The sequence below is a fragment of the Flavobacterium seoulense genome (genome assembly GCF_000695795.1).
GTDB lineage: Bacteria > Bacteroidota > Bacteroidia > Flavobacteriales > Flavobacteriaceae > Flavobacterium > Flavobacterium seoulense.
The window spans coordinates 70,317-86,614 of the sequence record NZ_JNCA01000009.1; the positions used below are offsets into that span (position 1 = coordinate 70,317).

12 protein-coding genes are annotated in these 16,298 nt (G+C 34.1%); 11 read left to right on the forward strand and 1 reads right to left on the reverse strand.

The window, feature by feature from the left end; translation table 11 throughout:
• The first annotated feature begins 1 nt into the window (after position 1).
• The 6 genes from FEM21_RS05015 to FEM21_RS05040 all read left to right on the forward strand — a co-directional run bounded on the left by FEM21_RS05015 (position 2) and on the right by FEM21_RS05040 (position 7,192).
• Positions 2–793 (forward strand): gluconate 5-dehydrogenase, encoded by a 792-nt coding sequence (locus FEM21_RS05015; RefSeq protein ID WP_035658560.1) that lies wholly within the window; start codon positions 2–4, stop codon positions 791–793.
• An 18-nt stretch (positions 794–811) separates the two neighbouring features.
• Positions 812–2,221 (forward strand): glucuronate isomerase, encoded by a 1,410-nt coding sequence (uxaC, locus tag FEM21_RS05020; RefSeq protein WP_035658561.1) that lies wholly within the window; start codon positions 812–814, stop codon positions 2,219–2,221.
• Positions 2,222–2,250: 29 nt separating this feature from the next.
• Positions 2,251–3,273: a sugar kinase gene (locus tag FEM21_RS05025; protein WP_035658563.1), complete on the forward strand. Its 1,023-nt coding sequence runs from the start codon at positions 2,251–2,253 to the stop codon at positions 3,271–3,273.
• An 11-nt stretch (positions 3,274–3,284) separates the two neighbouring features.
• The gene (locus tag FEM21_RS05030) at positions 3,285–3,956 is read left to right on the forward strand and encodes a bifunctional 4-hydroxy-2-oxoglutarate aldolase/2-dehydro-3-deoxy-phosphogluconate aldolase (protein ID WP_035658565.1); all 672 of its coding nucleotides are present in this window, start codon (positions 3,285–3,287) and stop codon (positions 3,954–3,956) included.
• 143 nt (positions 3,957–4,099) lie between these two features.
• A complete protein-coding gene (locus FEM21_RS05035; protein WP_035658568.1) occupies positions 4,100–5,542 on the forward strand; it encodes a tagaturonate reductase in 1,443 nt (480 codons plus the stop codon).
• A gap of 33 nt (positions 5,543–5,575) precedes the next feature.
• A complete protein-coding gene (locus FEM21_RS05040; protein ID WP_035658571.1) occupies positions 5,576–7,192 on the forward strand; it encodes a UxaA family hydrolase in 1,617 nt (538 codons plus the stop codon).
• Between the two features lie 72 nt (positions 7,193–7,264).
• Here FEM21_RS05040 and FEM21_RS05045 read toward each other — a convergent pair whose 3' ends face one another.
• On the reverse strand, positions 7,265–8,287 hold the full coding sequence (locus FEM21_RS05045) for a LacI family DNA-binding transcriptional regulator (protein WP_035658573.1): 1,023 nt from the start codon (positions 8,285–8,287) through the stop codon (positions 7,265–7,267).
• Between the two features lie 339 nt (positions 8,288–8,626).
• Here FEM21_RS05045 and FEM21_RS05050 point away from each other — a divergent pair, with 339 nt between their 5' ends.
• From FEM21_RS05050 to pelA, 5 genes are read left to right on the forward strand one after another with little or no spacing between them, the layout of a single operon-like run.
• On the forward strand, positions 8,627–10,060 hold the full coding sequence (locus tag FEM21_RS05050; protein ID WP_035658575.1) for a glycoside hydrolase family 28 protein: 1,434 nt from the start codon (positions 8,627–8,629) through the stop codon (positions 10,058–10,060).
• A 57-nt stretch (positions 10,061–10,117) separates the two neighbouring features.
• Positions 10,118–11,347 carry a glycoside hydrolase family 88/105 protein gene (locus FEM21_RS05055; RefSeq protein ID WP_035658577.1) on the forward strand — a complete coding sequence of 410 codons (1,230 nt, stop codon included), beginning with the start codon at positions 10,118–10,120 and terminating at the stop codon, positions 11,345–11,347.
• Between the two features lie 26 nt (positions 11,348–11,373).
• Positions 11,374–12,588, forward strand: coding sequence for a glycoside hydrolase family 88/105 protein (locus FEM21_RS05060; protein ID WP_035658724.1), 1,215 nt, complete (start codon positions 11,374–11,376; stop codon positions 12,586–12,588).
• Between the two features lie 37 nt (positions 12,589–12,625).
• Positions 12,626–14,251: a glycoside hydrolase family 43 protein gene (locus tag FEM21_RS05065; RefSeq protein WP_035658579.1), complete on the forward strand. Its 1,626-nt coding sequence runs from the start codon at positions 12,626–12,628 to the stop codon at positions 14,249–14,251.
• A gap of 3 nt (positions 14,252–14,254) precedes the next feature.
• Positions 14,255–16,291 (forward strand): pectate lyase, encoded by a 2,037-nt coding sequence (pelA, locus tag FEM21_RS05070; RefSeq protein WP_051627482.1) that lies wholly within the window; start codon positions 14,255–14,257, stop codon positions 16,289–16,291.
• Positions 16,292–16,298 lie beyond the last annotated feature (7 nt).

Below are 16,298 nucleotides of genomic sequence, written 5' to 3' on the forward strand. Positions count from 1 at the left end.
AATGACAAATTTATTTGATATACAAGGAAAAGTTGCTCTTATTACAGGAAGTACTCACGGACTGGGAATGGCAATGGCTAAAGGATTAGGGCAAGCCGGAGCAACGATTGTTGTAAACGGAAATTCTTCACAGGAAAAAATTGACAATGCTGTAGCAGAATTAAAAAGCGAAGGAATCAACGCTGTAGGTTATAAATTTAACGTGACTGAAGAGTCACAAGTTAAAGAAGCTGTTGCGAAAATCGAAAGCGAAGTGGGACCAATCGATATCTTAATCAACAATGCTGGAATCATTAAGAGAATTCCATTGTTAGATATGGAAGTGGCTGATTTTAGAGAAGTTGTTGATATTGATTTAGTGAGTCCTTTTATTGTTTCTAAGTATGTTGCTAAAGGAATGATCGATAGAAGACAAGGTAAAATCATCAACATTTGTTCTATGATGAGCGAATTAGGTCGTAGTACTGTTTCGGCTTATGCTGCTGCCAAAGGTGGTTTGAAAATGCTGACTAAAAATATGGCTACAGAATGGGCTAAATACAATGTGCAAATCAACGGAATTGGTCCTGGGTATTTTGCTACAGAACAAACAAAACCTATTCGTGTTGACGGTCATCCGTTTAATGATTTTATCATCAGCCGTACGCCAGCTGCTAAATGGGGAGATCCAAGTGATTTAGCCGGAGCAGCTATCTTTTTGTCATCTAAGGCAAGTGATTTTGTAAACGGTCATATTTTATATGTTGATGGTGGAATTTTAGCTACTATCGGTAAACCATCAAACGAAGATTAATATTTTAAGAAAATTATAATGAGCACTTTCATAAACGATAACTTTTTATTAGAAAATAAATACGCAGAAGAATTATATCATAATTATTCTAAAAATCAACCTATTATTGATTACCACAATCACCTGAATCCTCAGTTTATTGCCGAAGATAAAATCTTCAACAACATTACTGATGTTTGGATTAAAGGAGATCACTACAAATGGCGTGCAATGCGTACATTGGGAATCAACGAACAATTTGTTACAGGAAATGGTTCTGATAAAGATAAATTTTTAAACTGGGCAAAAACAGTTCCTTATACAATGCGTAATCCATTGTACCACTGGACTCACTTAGAATTAGCTCGTTATTTTGATATTACTGATTTATTAAACGAAAAATCAGCTGAAAGAATTTACGAAGAGACTTCTGCTAAAGTAAATTCTGCTGAATACAGCACAAGAAACTTGCTTAGAAAAGTTAATGCTGAATTAGTTTGTACTACTGAGGATCCTATTGATAGCTTGGATTTCCACGAGCAATTGGCTAAAAGTGATTTCAAAACTACAGTGAGTACAGCTTTCCGTCCTGATAAAGCGATTTTAATTGCTAATGACGGTTACAACGAATACCTTGATGTTTTAGGACAAAAAGCATCTATCGAGATCAATACTTATGCTGATTTACAAGCGGCTTTAAGAAACAGAATTGAGTATTTTAATGCGAATGGTTGTCAACTATGTGACCACGGATTAGACCAAATTTATTTTGAAAATTATACTGAAAGCGAAGTGGTTGCTATTTTCAAAAAGAAAAGAGAAAACCAGGCAATCAGCAATGAAGAAGCTTTGAAATTCCAAAGTGCTATCTTAGTGTTCTTATGTGAAACTTACCATGAATTTGGATGGGTTCAACAATTTCACTTAGGTGCTTTGAGAAACAACAATGCTCGTATGCACCGTATCTTAGGTCCTGATACAGGATGGGATTCTATTGGTGATTACCCACAAGCTCAAAAACTATCTGCATTCTTAAATGCTTTAGATTCTAAAGATAAATTGACTAAAACTATTATTTATAACCTGAATCCTGCTGATAACGAAGTGATGGCTACCATGATTGGTAACTTTAACGACGGAAGTGTTAGAGGTAAAGTACAATTTGGTTCAGGATGGTGGTTCTTAGATCAAAAAGACGGAATGATTAAACAATTAAACGCTCTTTCTAATATGAGTTTGATTAGTTGTTTTGTGGGAATGTTGACTGATTCTAGATCTTTCTTATCTTTCCCAAGACACGAATATTTCCGTCGTATTGTTTGTAATCTTTTAGGAGATGAAATCAAGAGAGGGGAATTACCGGCTTCTGAAATGGAATGGATTGGAAAAATGGTTTCTGACATTAGTTACGGTAATGCTAAGGAATATTTCAAATTTCCGGTAAAATAATTAAAGTATAATTTATAAAAATATTTCACTTGAAAAAAGTAGTCACTTTTGGAGAAATTCTACTGCGTTTGTCTACAGACAGACATTTGAGGTTTGCTCAGGCTGAGTCTTATAAAGCAACCTATGGTGGGGGAGAATTTAATGTAGCTGTTTCGCTTGTAAATTACGGAATGAAAGCGGAATTTGTAACTAAAGTACCTGATAATGAATTAGGAAATTGCGCTATTCACGAAATGCGTAAATTGGATGTAGATTGTCAAAATGTACTGAAAGGTGGCGATCGTTTAGGGATTTATTTCCTTGAAACAGGAACCAGTACGCGTGCAAGTAATGTAATTTATGACAGAGCTAACAGTTCAATGTCAACTTTGAAAAAAGGAGAATTTGACTGGAAAGAAATATTAAAAGATGCAACCTGGTTTCACTGGAGCGGTATTACTCCGGCTCTTTCAGAATCGGCTGCCGAAGCTTGTATGGAAGCAATCCAAGTGGCTCATGAATTAGGTTTGACTATTTCTACCGATTTGAATTACCGTTCTAAATTGTGGAATTATGGTAAACAGCCTAAAGATGTTATGCCTGAAATGTTAAAGTACAGTAACATTATTTTAGGTGATATTGATACAGCTAACTTTATGTTAGGTTTAGATAAAGTAGATCCTGATTATCAAAAAGAAAAAACTTTGCCGGCTGTTTATGACGAAGTTTTTAAGCTTTGTCCTGAATTAAAATACATGGCAACAACTTTACGTTATTCTGTAAGTGCTTCTCATCAGCGTATTGGAGGAATCCTTTATGATGGAAAAGAAATCTTCAAAGCGGCTGTACAAGAAGTAACTCCAGTTGTAGACAGAGTAGGTAGTGGTGATGCATTTATGGGAGGTTTAATCTACGGATTGAATGAAGAGCCTTTGGATAAACAAAGAGCATTAAACTTTGCTGTTGCTGCTTGTTGTTTAAAACACACAATCTACGGAGATTATAATTTAATTACTAAAAATGAAATTGAAAAATTACTTGACGGAGATTTCACAGGTAAGGTTTCAAGATAAAAAGATATAAAATGGCTCAATTTACACGTATAGAAGTTGCTACTGCAATGAAAGAAACAGGGATGATTCCTTTGTTTTTTAGTAATGATTTGGAATTAAGTAAAAATGTTTTGAAAGCTTGTTATGATGGTGGTGCCCGTTTGATGGAATTCACTGCCAGAGGAGATTTCGCTCACGAAGTTTTTGCTGAATTGACAAAATATGCTATCAAAGAATTACCTGGAATGATAATGGGGGTAGGATCAGTAACGGATGCTGCGGCTGCTTCATTGTATATGCAATTAGGCGCTAATTTTATTGTAACTCCAGTATTCAGAGAAGATATTGCTATAGCTTGTAATCGTAGAAAAGTATTATGGTCTCCTGGTTGTGGTACATTATCTGAAATAGCCAGAGCAGAAGAATTAGGATGCGAGATTGTTAAATTGTTCCCTGGGGAAATCTACGGACCACAATTTATCAAAGGTGTTAAAGGACCATGTCCTTGGACAAACATTATGCCTACTGGTGGAGTTTCTACAGAAAGAGATAATTTAAAATCTTGGTTTGATGCTGGTGCTTACTGTGTTGGAATTGGTTCTCAGTTAATCTCAGCTGAAGTTTTAAAAACTAAGGATTATGCCGGATTAACTCAAAAAGTAAAAGAGACCATAACAACGATTAAAGAGCTTAGAAATAAATAATAAGATTTATTTTAGGGGTAAATATTTTCAAAATATATTTATCCCTAAATGTTTTTTTAATGTAAATTTGCAGAATTCTTGAATGATTCAATCGTTTGAACTATTATGAGAAAACTGCTTTAAAATAATTTAGTAGTATTAAAATGGAAAAATTAAACAGAAAAAATAGAGGTTTAGAGCAATTAAACCCAATTAAAGTAGTTCAATTTGGTGAAGGTAACTTTTTAAGAGCTTTCGTTGATTATGCTTTTCAAAGATTGAATAATGAAGTTGATTTCAATGCCGGAATTGCGGTTGTTCAGCCATTAGCAGGTGGTATGGTAGACATGATTAATGATCAGGATGGTCTTTATACGTTGTTTATGAACGGAATCAAAAAAGGTGAAAAAATCCAAGATATTCAGTTAATTTCTAATATTGTAAAAGCTATAAATCCTTATAGTAATTTTGCTGATTATTTAGCATTAGCTAAAGAAGAAGAATTGCAATTTATTGTTTCAAATACTACTGAAGCAGGTATTGAATTTGTTAATACTGATACTCCGGATATGCAGCCACCAGCTTCATTTCCTGCAAAGTTGACTGTTTTATTATACGAAAGATTCAAACATTTTAATGGAGATGCTGCTAAAGGATTGACAATCATTCCTTGTGAGTTGATTGATTATAACTCAGAAGCATTGAAAAAATGTATTTTGCAATATGTTGATTTATGGAAATTAGAGGACGCATTCAAAACTTGGGTTTCTGATGCTTGTACTTACCACAGTACTTTGGTGGACAGAATTGTTCCTGGATATCCAAGAGCTGAAATTGAAGACTACAATAGCAAATTAGATTATCAGGATAATTTAATTGTTGCTGCTGAGCCATTTTTCCTTTGGGCAATTGAAGGAGGAGAAGATTTAAAAGCAAAATTACCATTCCACAAAACAGATTTGAATGTGAAGATTGTTGATGATATTCGTCCTTTCAAAATGATTAAAGTTCGTATTTTGAATGGAGCTCATACTGCGATGGTTCCTGTTTCTCTTTTATATGGTAACAAATTAGTTATGGAAACAGTTAACGGTGGTTTTACCGGACCGTTTGTTGATAATGTTATCAGTGAAATTAGTGAAACGCTTCCTATGGACAAAAACGAAATCACGGCTTATGCTGAAGAAGTAATGGATCGTTTCAAAAATCCATTTATCAAGCATGCGCTTGCTGATATCGCTTTAAACTCAATCTCAAAATTCAAAGTGAGAGTTTTACCGAGTTTATTAGGATATTATAATGCTACTAAACAACTTCCTACGAGTTTAACTTTTTCATTAGCTTGTTTGATCCAATTCTACAAAGGGACTTGGAATAACGAAGCTTTACCGGTAAAAGATACTCCGGAGTTAGTTGAAGCATTCAAAAAAGCATGGGAATTAAAAGATTTAGATGCAGTTGTAGCTAGTGTTTTAAGCAATACAGCTTTCTGGGACGAAGATTTAAATAAAGTTGACGGATTAGCACAAACTTTAGTGCTTGCTTTAAACGAAATTGAAGCCAATGGTATTGAACAAGGCTATATCAATTTTTCTCAAAAAAAATAAAAGACAAAAAAACAAAAAAACCAAGTAATTAAAATGCAAAAGAAGTTAATAAAAGTAGATCCTACGGATAATGTTGCTGTAGCGTTAGTTAATCTAACAGCTGGAGAAACTATCCCATTTGAAGGAGAAGACGTTTTAGTATTATCGGATACTAAAATGAAGCACAAGATTGCAATGGTAGATTTTGAGCCTGGAGACAAGATCATTATGTACGGTGTAATCGTTGGAAAAGCGAGTGAAAAAATTGCTAAAGGTGGTGTTATTGCTACTACGAATGTAAAACACGAAAGCGCAAAGGTTTCTGGTAAGACTGAAACTATCGGTTGGACTGTTCCTAATGTAGACAAATGGAAAGATAAAACGTTTATGGGATACCACCGTGAAGACGGTCAGGTAGGAACTGAAAATGTTTGGTTATTCTTCCCGTTAGTTTTTTGTGAAAACAGAAACATTGAAATCTTAAAAGGTATTTTCGAAAAAGAATTGAAAAAACCAAAAGAGAATGATTACCAATTATTACTTCGTTCATTAGTTAATTCTGAAAAAGGTGGTGATGAAGTAGTTGCAAAATCTGAAGAAGTAGATTTATTCGAAAATATTGAAGTAAAATTCATCCAGCACCAAGGTGGTTGTGGAGGAATTCGTCAGGATTCTCACTCTTTGGCTAAACTTTTGGCTGGTTATGTAAACAATCCAAACGTTGCCGGAGCTACAGTATTGAGTTTAGGTTGTCAAAACTTACAAATTTCAATCTTCCAGGATGCGATGAAGGAAATTAATCCAAACTACAGTAAACCAGTTTTGATTTATGACCAACAATCTATCGGAACTATTGAAGAAATGTTGAGCACTGTAGTTAAAGATTCATTTGCTGCTATCAAAGAAGCTAATAAAATTGAAAGAAAACCAGCTCCATTATCTAAATTAAGAATAGGTTTAGAGTGTGGTGGATCTGACGGATTCTCTGGAATTTCGGCTAACCCAACATTAGGAGTTTTGTCTGATAAATTAGTTGCACTTGGTGGAACAACTATTCTTTCTGAATTCCCTGAGTTATGTGGAGTAGAGCAGGAATTAGTAAACCGTTGTATCGATGATAAAGACGGACAACGTTTCTTAGATTTAATGAAATGGTATGAAAAAACGGTTATTGATGCAGGTTCTGGATTTGATATGAATCCTTCTCCGGGTAACATCAAAGACGGTTTGATTACTGATGCAATGAAATCAGCAGGGGCTTCTAAAAAAGGAGGAACTTCACCAATTGTAGGAGTTTACGATTATGGTGAATATATCAACGAGCCAGGATTTACATTATTATGTACTCCAGGAAACGACGTTGAATGTACAACTGCAATGGTAGGTTCAGGTGCTAATATGGTATTGTTTACAACAGGTTTAGGAACTCCGACAGGAAACCCGATTGCTCCGGTTGTAAAAGTATCGTCTAACACGCAATTAGCTAATAAAATGTCTGATATTATCGATTTCAACACTGGTGGAATTATCACAGGTGACAAAACGATTGAAGAAACAGCTGATGAAATGTTAGAATTTATTATTAAAGTAGCTAGTGGTGATGTAAAAACTAAGGCTGCTATATTAAACCAAAATGACTTTATTCCTTGGAAAAGAGGAGTATCGCTATAAAGATTGTTTTTAGATTTTGTTTTTAGTTAAAAAGGGAGGTTGTTTTTTAAAACGCCTCCCTTTTTTTATGTTTTAAATTCTTGTCGAAGACTGTCTAATTAATAATTTAGGCATTAGTACAACCGTTTTTCCGGATTTTTTCTTGTCAACATTGTTTATTTTGTCTAGAAAAACCTGGGCGGCCATTTTACCCATTTCTACTGGTGACTGATCAACGGTCGAGATGGATAGTTCCATAAATTTAGTAAAAGGTTCGTTTCCAAAACCAAAAACACAAAAATCTTCCGGGATTTTAATATCGTGTTCTTTTAGTTTTTGTATGGCGCCAAGAGCAGCAAAATCACTCGTTGAGAAAATAGCATTTGGAGGATTATCTAAGGCTAATAATTTTTCAACAGCTTCTCTTCCTTCTACCACATTACTTTTTATAGTAATGATATAATCTTTATTTATTGGTATATTATTATCTAATAAAGCTTTCTCGTAACCTCGGTAACGATCTTCATATATTTCTAATGAACGATCTCCTGAAAAATAAGCTATTTTATCACAACCTTGTTCTAAAAGATGTTGTGTCGTTTGGTAAGAAGCTTGGTAATCATCAATTGTAACTGAACTTACATGTTTGATTTCTTTCTTTCGGTCAAAAAAGACTAAGGGAATATTTTTTTGAACAACACGTTCTATATAATGATTGTTTTCATCCGGCAGATTGGAAATAGACATTAAAATTCCGTCAACCTGAGCGTTTAATAAAGTGTTGATGTTCTCAATTTCTCTATTTTCGTTTTCATGAGTTTGACATATAATAACCTGATAACCTTCGGGATGCAAGCTTTCTTCAATTCCTCTGATTACTGATGCAAAAAAATTAGTATTAATACGGGGAACAATAACGCCAACATTATTGCTTTTTCCGCTTCTTAGTGCTAATGCTAATCTGTTTTGCTTGTAGTTCATTCTATTAGCCGTTTCAAGGACTAATTTTCGAGTACTTTGGCTAATTTTAGGATTGTTATTTAGAGCTCTGGAAACAGTTGCAGCAGTAATGTTTAATTCTTTTGCAATGTCATAAATAGTTGTTTTTTCAGTCATTATAAGTGGTCTATCTCGGTAAAAATAATATTTTTTTTTAAATAATTATTTGTTTGGTACTGATATTGATAGCATTTTGAAATCAAAAAAACAGTTTAGTTGTCTTTTTATTATTAAAATCGTCTTTTGTAGTATTTTGCGAATTAAACTCTTATTTTTTAATTAAATAAAATAATTCTTCTTTTTTTTGTATAAATGCATTTATTTCGGTCTTTTTTATAGTTTTATATTAAAAATATATATAGATTTGTGTAATCGATTACATAAAATCATTCGGTTTTTCTGTTTTGTTGAAGACTTTTTAAAATCTAAAATTATACATCTTAAATTTTTTAATCAATGAAAAATAAAAGTTATTGTTCCTTATTATCTTTTTCTGCAGTTTTAATGTTGGCTTTTTTGAGTAGTTGCTCAGCACAAAAAAAGAATGATGTTTTAGCTAATCCCTGGAAAGTAAAACAACAAATAGAAAAATCAGTAATAGTTCCCGTTTTTAAAAAACAAACCTACAACATTGTTGATTTTGGGGCTAAAAGTGGAGGAATTGATAATAATTCGGAAGCTTTTAAGAAAGCAATTGCTGCCTGTACTGAAAACGGAGGAGGAAAAGTAATTGTTCCGGCGGGAAAATTTTTAACAGGCCCAATTCACTTAGATAATAATGTCAATCTTCATTTAGAAGATGGAGCTGAGATTCTCTTCAGTACTAAATCATCTGATTATCCATTGGTTAAAACCACTTTTGAAGGGACAGAATGTATGAATCATTCGCCTTTAATTTATGCTTACAATAAAAAAAATATAGCTGTTACAGGTAAAGGAATTTTAAACGGTCAAGCCGATAATGATAACTGGTGGTACTGGTGTGGAGCAAAACAATACGGATGGAAGGAAGGAAGAGGTAATCAAAATGATCCTCAAAATCGTATTCGTTTAGTAGAATCGGGTGAGCAAAATGTTCCTGTTGAACAAAGAATATTTGGAGAAGGATCGTATTTGAGACCAAATTTTATAGAGTTTCATACTTGTACAGATGCTTTGATTAAAGATGTGAAAATTATAAATGCACCTTTTTGGGTTATTCATCCAATGAAATCTACTAATGTAACGGTTGATGGTGTAACTGTAGAAAGTCATGGTCCTAATAATGACGGTTGTGATCCCGAATACTCTAAAAATGTAATTATAAAAAACTGTACGTTTAATACCGGAGACGATTGTATTGCAATAAAATCAGGAAAAGATGGAGATGGAAGACGTGTAGCAATGAAAAGCGAAAATATCATTGTGAAAGATTGTATGATGCTTGATGGTCATGGAGGTGTTGTTATGGGGAGCGAAATGACTGGAGGAATTAAAAACGTTTTTGTTGAAAATTGTAAAATGGATAGTCCTAATCTTGATAGAGCCATCCGAATAAAATCAAATTCCAGAAGAGGTGGAATTGTTGAAAATGTATTTGTTAGAAACATTGAAGTAGGTCAGGTAAAAGAAGCTGTTTTAAGAATCAACATGTTTTATAATGTTTATGGTAATCAAACAGGAAATTTTATTCCGCAGGTTAAAAATGTTATTTTGGAAAATGTTAAAGTTAAAAACGGCGGGAAATTTGGAGTTCTGGCACAAGGATATAAAGAATTGCCAATAGATAATGTGGTGTTGAAAAATGTGACGATTGATAAAGTTGGAAAAGCATATTCTATAGAAAATGTAACTAATATTCAATTTATAAATACTACAATAAATGGAGAAAAAGTAGAAAGCCCTAAATAATTTAAAGAGCATATACTTAATAAAAACAATTGAATACTCACTTTAAAATGTAGTGTTATGAAAAAACTTTCTTTGTTTGTGTATTCTGGTTTAGGTGTAATTACCATTTTTGTCCTGTTTTTATGTTGTAAACCGTCAGAAAGTAAGAGTGCTTCAATACAACAAAGAGAGCAGATAATTCCAACTAATCTTAAATGGTCAGAACGAATGGCATTGTCCATTATGAAGCGACATCCTAAGGCCTGGCAGATTGATAATCACGAAAAACCAAAATGGGATTATAAAATTGGGATGATTTTAACGGCTTATGAAAAGTTGTATGCCAAAACCAAAGAGCAAAAATATTTTGATTACATAAGAGATTATGCAGATGTATTAATTGATAGTACAGGTTCTTTTCAAAATTTTAATCCAAAAGATCATAATATAGATTTTATAAATGCAGGAAAAATTCTTTTTGGTCTTTATCACAAAACAAATAATCAAAAATATTTAAAAGCATTACAAACTTTACGAAATCAATTTGTTGATTATCCCAGAACCCAATCTGGTGGATTTTGGCACAAAGCTATTTATCCTAACCAAATGTGGTTAGATGGTTTGTACATGGGGCAGCCGTTTTATGCAAGATATACGGTTGAGTTTGAAAATGGCGCAAAACTTGATGATGTAGCGCATCAGTTTGAATTATTACGCAATCATGCTTATGATAAAGAAACAGGCTTGTTTTTTCATGCCTGGGATGAAAGTAAAAAAATGCCTTGGGCTAATAAAGAAACTGGAACAGCTCCGCATATTTGGTTAAGAGCTTTGGGTTGGTACGGAATGGCTTTAGTAGATGTTTTGGATTATTTTCCAAAAGACCACCCTAAGCAAAAAGAATTAGTTGGGTATTTGAACGAATTAGCTAACGGTGTTAGTAAATATCAGGATGCTTCGGGATTATGGTATCAGGTGCCAAATTTACCAAATCGAAAAGGAAATTATTTAGAAGCTTCGGGTTCGTCCATGTTGGTTTATGCTATTGCAAAAGGAGTTAATAAAGGCTATTTGCCAGCCAAATTCAATAAAGTCGCGACTAAAGGTTTTGACGGTTTGACGAATAAACTAATAAAAGTAGATAATAATGGAGAACTGCATATTACGCAAGTTTGTGCTAGTGCAGGTTTAGGAGGAAATCCATATAGAGATGGTTCTTTTGAATATTATATGAGTGAAAAAATCAAGATTGATAACTCTCACGGATTAGGCGGTTTTTTATTAGCAGCTATCGAATTAGATAAATAATAGAATAATATAAAATGATAAAATTAATGAAAGCAAAGCAATTCTTATTTACGTTTCTTTTAGTAGGAGCGTTAGGATTTACAAGTTGTAAATCACAGTCGTCAGCATCTTCGGCTAAAAAAGAACTAACATCTCCTAATTTGAAATGGTCAGAGAAAATGGCTTTAACGCTGATGAAACGTCACCCAAAAGCTTTTCAACTTGATGACAGAACCGTTGCAAAATGGGATTATGTTCACGGTTTAGTAACAGGTTCTATTCAGGAACTTTACAAAAAAACAGGAGATGAAAGATATTATGAATATGTAAAAGGATATGCTGATGCTTTGATTGATGAAAATGGCAAAATTGCTACTTATGATATGAATAAATACAATATCGATATGGTGGTAGCAGCTAATATTTTATTTGATATTCATGACAGAACTAAAGAAAATAAGTATTTAGTGGCGATGCAAACTATTAGAAAGCAGCTTGAAGATCAGCCTAGAACTCCAAGTGGAGGATTCTGGCACAAGCAAATTTATCCAAACCAAATGTGGTTAGACGGTTTGTACATGGGACAGCCTTTTTACACTCATTATACTGTGAAATTTGAGAACGGAAAAAAACTGGATGATGTTGCTAAACAATTTGAATTATTAGAAAAAAACGACAAAGATCCTAAAACAGGATTGTTGTACCACGCATGGGACGAAAGTAAAAAAATGCCTTGGGCTGATAAAACTACAGGTAAATCTCCAAATTTTTGGTCTCGTGCTTTAGGTTGGTATGCAATGGCTTTAGTTGATGTTTTAGATAATTTCCCAAAAGAGCATCCAAAACAAAAAGAATTAGTAGGTTATTTGAATGATTTAGCGGTAGCTTTAGAAAAAGTACAGGACAAGAAAACAGGTTTGTGGTATCAGGTAACTGATATGCCAAATAGAGAAGGAAATTATCTTGAAGCTTCCGGATCTTCAATGTTTGCTTATGCTTTGGCTAAAGGAGTAAACAAAGGTTATTTGCCAGCTAAATTTAAAAAAGTAGCTAATCATGCTTTCGACGGTTTAACAACAAAATTAATCAGAGTTGATGCAGATGGCGGAATTACTTTGACTCAATGTTGTCAGGTAGCAGGTTTAGGAGGAAATCCATACCGTGATGGTTCTTATGAATATTATGTAAATGAGAAAAAGAAAGACAACGACCCTAAAGCAACCGGACCATTTATTTTCGCTGCTATCGAATTAAACAGATAATTTTCTATTACGCATATTAATCAACCATTTTACCATTATGAATTTTTTAAATAATACAATTGCAATAGGATTAGTAATGCTTTCGAGTCAGCTAACTGTTGCACAAAAAACAACTGAATATTCTAAAGTTTGGGTTGCCGATAATGGTGACGGAACCTATAAAAATCCTGTTTTACATGCTGATTACTCAGATCCTGATGCTATTCGTGTGGGAGATGATTATTATATGACTGCTTCTTCTTTTAACTGTATTCCGGGATTGCCAATTTTGCATTCTAAGGATTTAGTAAATTGGGAATTAGTGAATTATGCGCTTCAAAAACAGCCGCCTTTTGATGTTTTCGACAAACCTCAGCATGGAAACGGAGTTTGGGCACCTTGTATTCGCTACCATAATAAAGAATATTATATTTATTATCCAGATCCGGATTACGGAATTTATATGATCAAAACTAAAGATCCAAAAGGGCTTTGGTCAGATCCAATATTAGTAAAATCAGGAGTTGGATTGATTGATCCTGCACCCTTATGGGATGATGATGGAAAGGCATATTTAGGATTTGCTTTTGCAGGAAGTCGTGCCGGAGCTAAAAGTTTATTAGCGGTTTGTACAATGAATCCAGAAGGAACAATTGCTAATGACGATGCTGTTATGGTACTTGACGGACATTTTGACGAAGCTACTGTTGAAGGTCCAAAGTTTTACAAACGCAATGGATATTACTACATTTTTGCCCCGGCAGGAGGAGTTCCTACAGGTTGGCAAACGGTGATGCGTTCTAAAAATGTCTTTGGTCCTTACGAGAAACGTAAAGTAATGGATCAGGGAAAATCACCTATTAATGGACCTCATCAGGGAGCCTGGGTGCAGACTCAAAAAGGTGAAGACTGGTTTTTTCATTTTCAGGACAAAGGTGCTTACGGAAGAATTGTTCATTTACAGCCTATGAAATGGATTAACGATTGGCCGGTAATTGGTATTGATAATGATAACGACGGAATAGGAGAGCCGGTTTTGAATTATAAAAAACCAAATGTTGGAAAAACCTATCCAATTATGACTCCGCCGGATTCAGATGAATTTAATTCAACTAAATTAGGATTGCAATGGCAGTGGCACGCTAATTACCAAATATATTGGGGAATGCCAACACCAAACGGTCATTATACTTTATTTTGTCGTCCAATGCCTGAAAAAGCAGCTAACTTATTTGATGTGCCTAATATTTTAACACAAAAGTTTCCTGCCAATGAATTTACGGCTACAGCCAAAATGACTTTTCATTCACGTTTTGATGGTGAAAGTGTCAATTTTGTAGTACTGGGATTAGATTACAGCATGTTGAAAGTAAAGCAGGAAAAAGGAGCTTTATTTATTTCTCAGGTGAATTGTAAAAATGCGGATAAAAAAGGAACAGAAACCGAAAGTAAAACGGTAAAACTGGGAAGCAATACTTTCTATCTTCAGGTAAAAGTGAAAGACGGCGGAATATGCAGCTTCTTTTATAGTTTAGATGGGCAAAAATTCGAATCATTAGGAACCGATTTTAAATCGCGTGAAGGAAAATGGATTGGTGCTAAAATTGGAATTGCAGCGCTTAGAGAAGGAAAAATTAATGATGCCGGAAGTGTAGATATCGACTGGTTTAGATTTAGTAAATAACAAATGAAGAATACTTTTTATAAAGTTGGAATTGCACTTTTTGTCTTTTTTGCAATAGCTTATAGTTCGTATGCGCAAGTGCTGGATAAATCATGGAAAAGCATTACCGAGATGGATAATGATCAATGGTTTGCATCGGTAGAAGCAAAAGCGGTTGCCGAAAATGTATTATTGTACCAACGAAATATTGGTGGCTGGCCAAAAAATATTCAAATTCAAAAAGCGCTTTCTGAAACTCAAAAGAAAGAATTATTGGCTCTAAAAAGCTCGACTGAAGGTTGTACTACTGATAATGGAGCGACTTGTCAGGAAATGCTTTTTTTGTCAAAAATCTACAAACAACAGCCTGATGAAAGATACAAGAAAGCTTTTCTTGCCGGATTGGATTATTTGTTAGCAGCACAATATGATAATGGCGGTTGGCCACAATTTTATCCGTTGAAAAAAGGATATTACACTCATATTACGTACAATGATGATTCGATGGTGAATATCCTGAATGTTTTAAAAGAAATTAAAGATAAAACTGGATATTATTCGATACAGCCATCTGAAGAAATTGTTGCAAAAACCAAAACCGCTTTCGACAAAGGAATTGATTGTATTATCAAAAGTCAATACAAACAAAATGGTGTTTTGACAGCCTGGTGTGCGCAACATGATGAAATTACCTTGTTACCGGCTAAAGCCCGTGCGTATGAATTACCATCGTTAAGCGGAAAAGAATCGGCTAAGATTGTTTTACTGTTAATGTCGCTCGAAAATCCTTCAAAAGAAGTAATTAATGCGGTGGATGCTGCAGTGGTTTGGTTTGAAAAAGTTCAGATTAACGGCTTAAAAGAAGAACGTGTTATAAAGAATGGAAAAGTTGTAGATAAGAAAATGATTCCAGATGCTAATGCACTTCCACTTTGGGCTCGTTTTATGGAATTAGAAAATAATAAACCTTTCTTTTCAGATCGTGACGGAATTAAAAAAGCTACTTTGGCCGAGGTAGGTGACGAAAGAAGAAACGGTTATTCCTGGTATACCAATGAGCCGAAAGAAGTATTGAAAAAATACGAAAAATGGAAAAATAATCTTTCTGTAGCGGTAAAGCCGGTTCAAAAAGCAGAAGTTAAGAAACCAAAGGATGATTATAATATTGTAGTTGCTCAGGACGGTAGCGGAGATTACACGAGTATTCAGGATGCAATATATAATTCACCGTCTTTTCCGTATAAAACGGTTACGATTACGGTGAAAAACGGAACTTATCATGAAAAAGTTCGTGTTCCGGAATGGAATACTAAAATTTCATTGATTGGCGAAAGCAAAGAAAAAACCATTATTAGTTACGATGATTATTTTGGGAAGATTAATTTAGGTCGAAATAGTACATTTTTTACGCCAACAGTATTGGTAGAAGCGAATGATTTTAAAGCCAGTAATTTGACGATTCAAAATACAGCCGGTCCAGTTGGTCAGGCGATTGCCTTATCTGTAGTTGCCGATAGAGTGGTGATTTCTAATTGTATTGTTTTAGGAAATCAGGATACTTTGTATAGTTCGGGTGAAGGTTTTAAACAGTATTTTAAAGATTGCTTTATCGAAGGAACGGTTGATTTTATTTTTGGTGGTGCAACGGTTGTTTTTGATAATTGTACGCTTCATAGCAAAAGCAATTCATACGTAACCGCGGCTTCAACTCCTGAGAACTCTAAATACGGTTTTGTTTTTATGAATTGTAAATTGACTGCTGGTGAAAAAGCAACCGAAGTTTATTTGGGGCGTCCTTGGCGAATTAATGCTAAAACAGTATATCTGAATTGTGAAATGGGAAATCATATTCGAAAAGAAGGCTGGAACAACTGGTCTAAAGCAGATGCGGAGAAAGCTTCTTTTTATGGCGAATACAATTGCTCAGGACCAGGATTTCAACCAAAAAGCAGAGTGAGTTGGTCACATCAATTAACAAAATCAGAAGCTAAAAAATATACCTTAGAAAATATATTAGGAGATGCTAATTCGAAATCAAATTCGAATTGGTATTCAAATTAAAAATTGA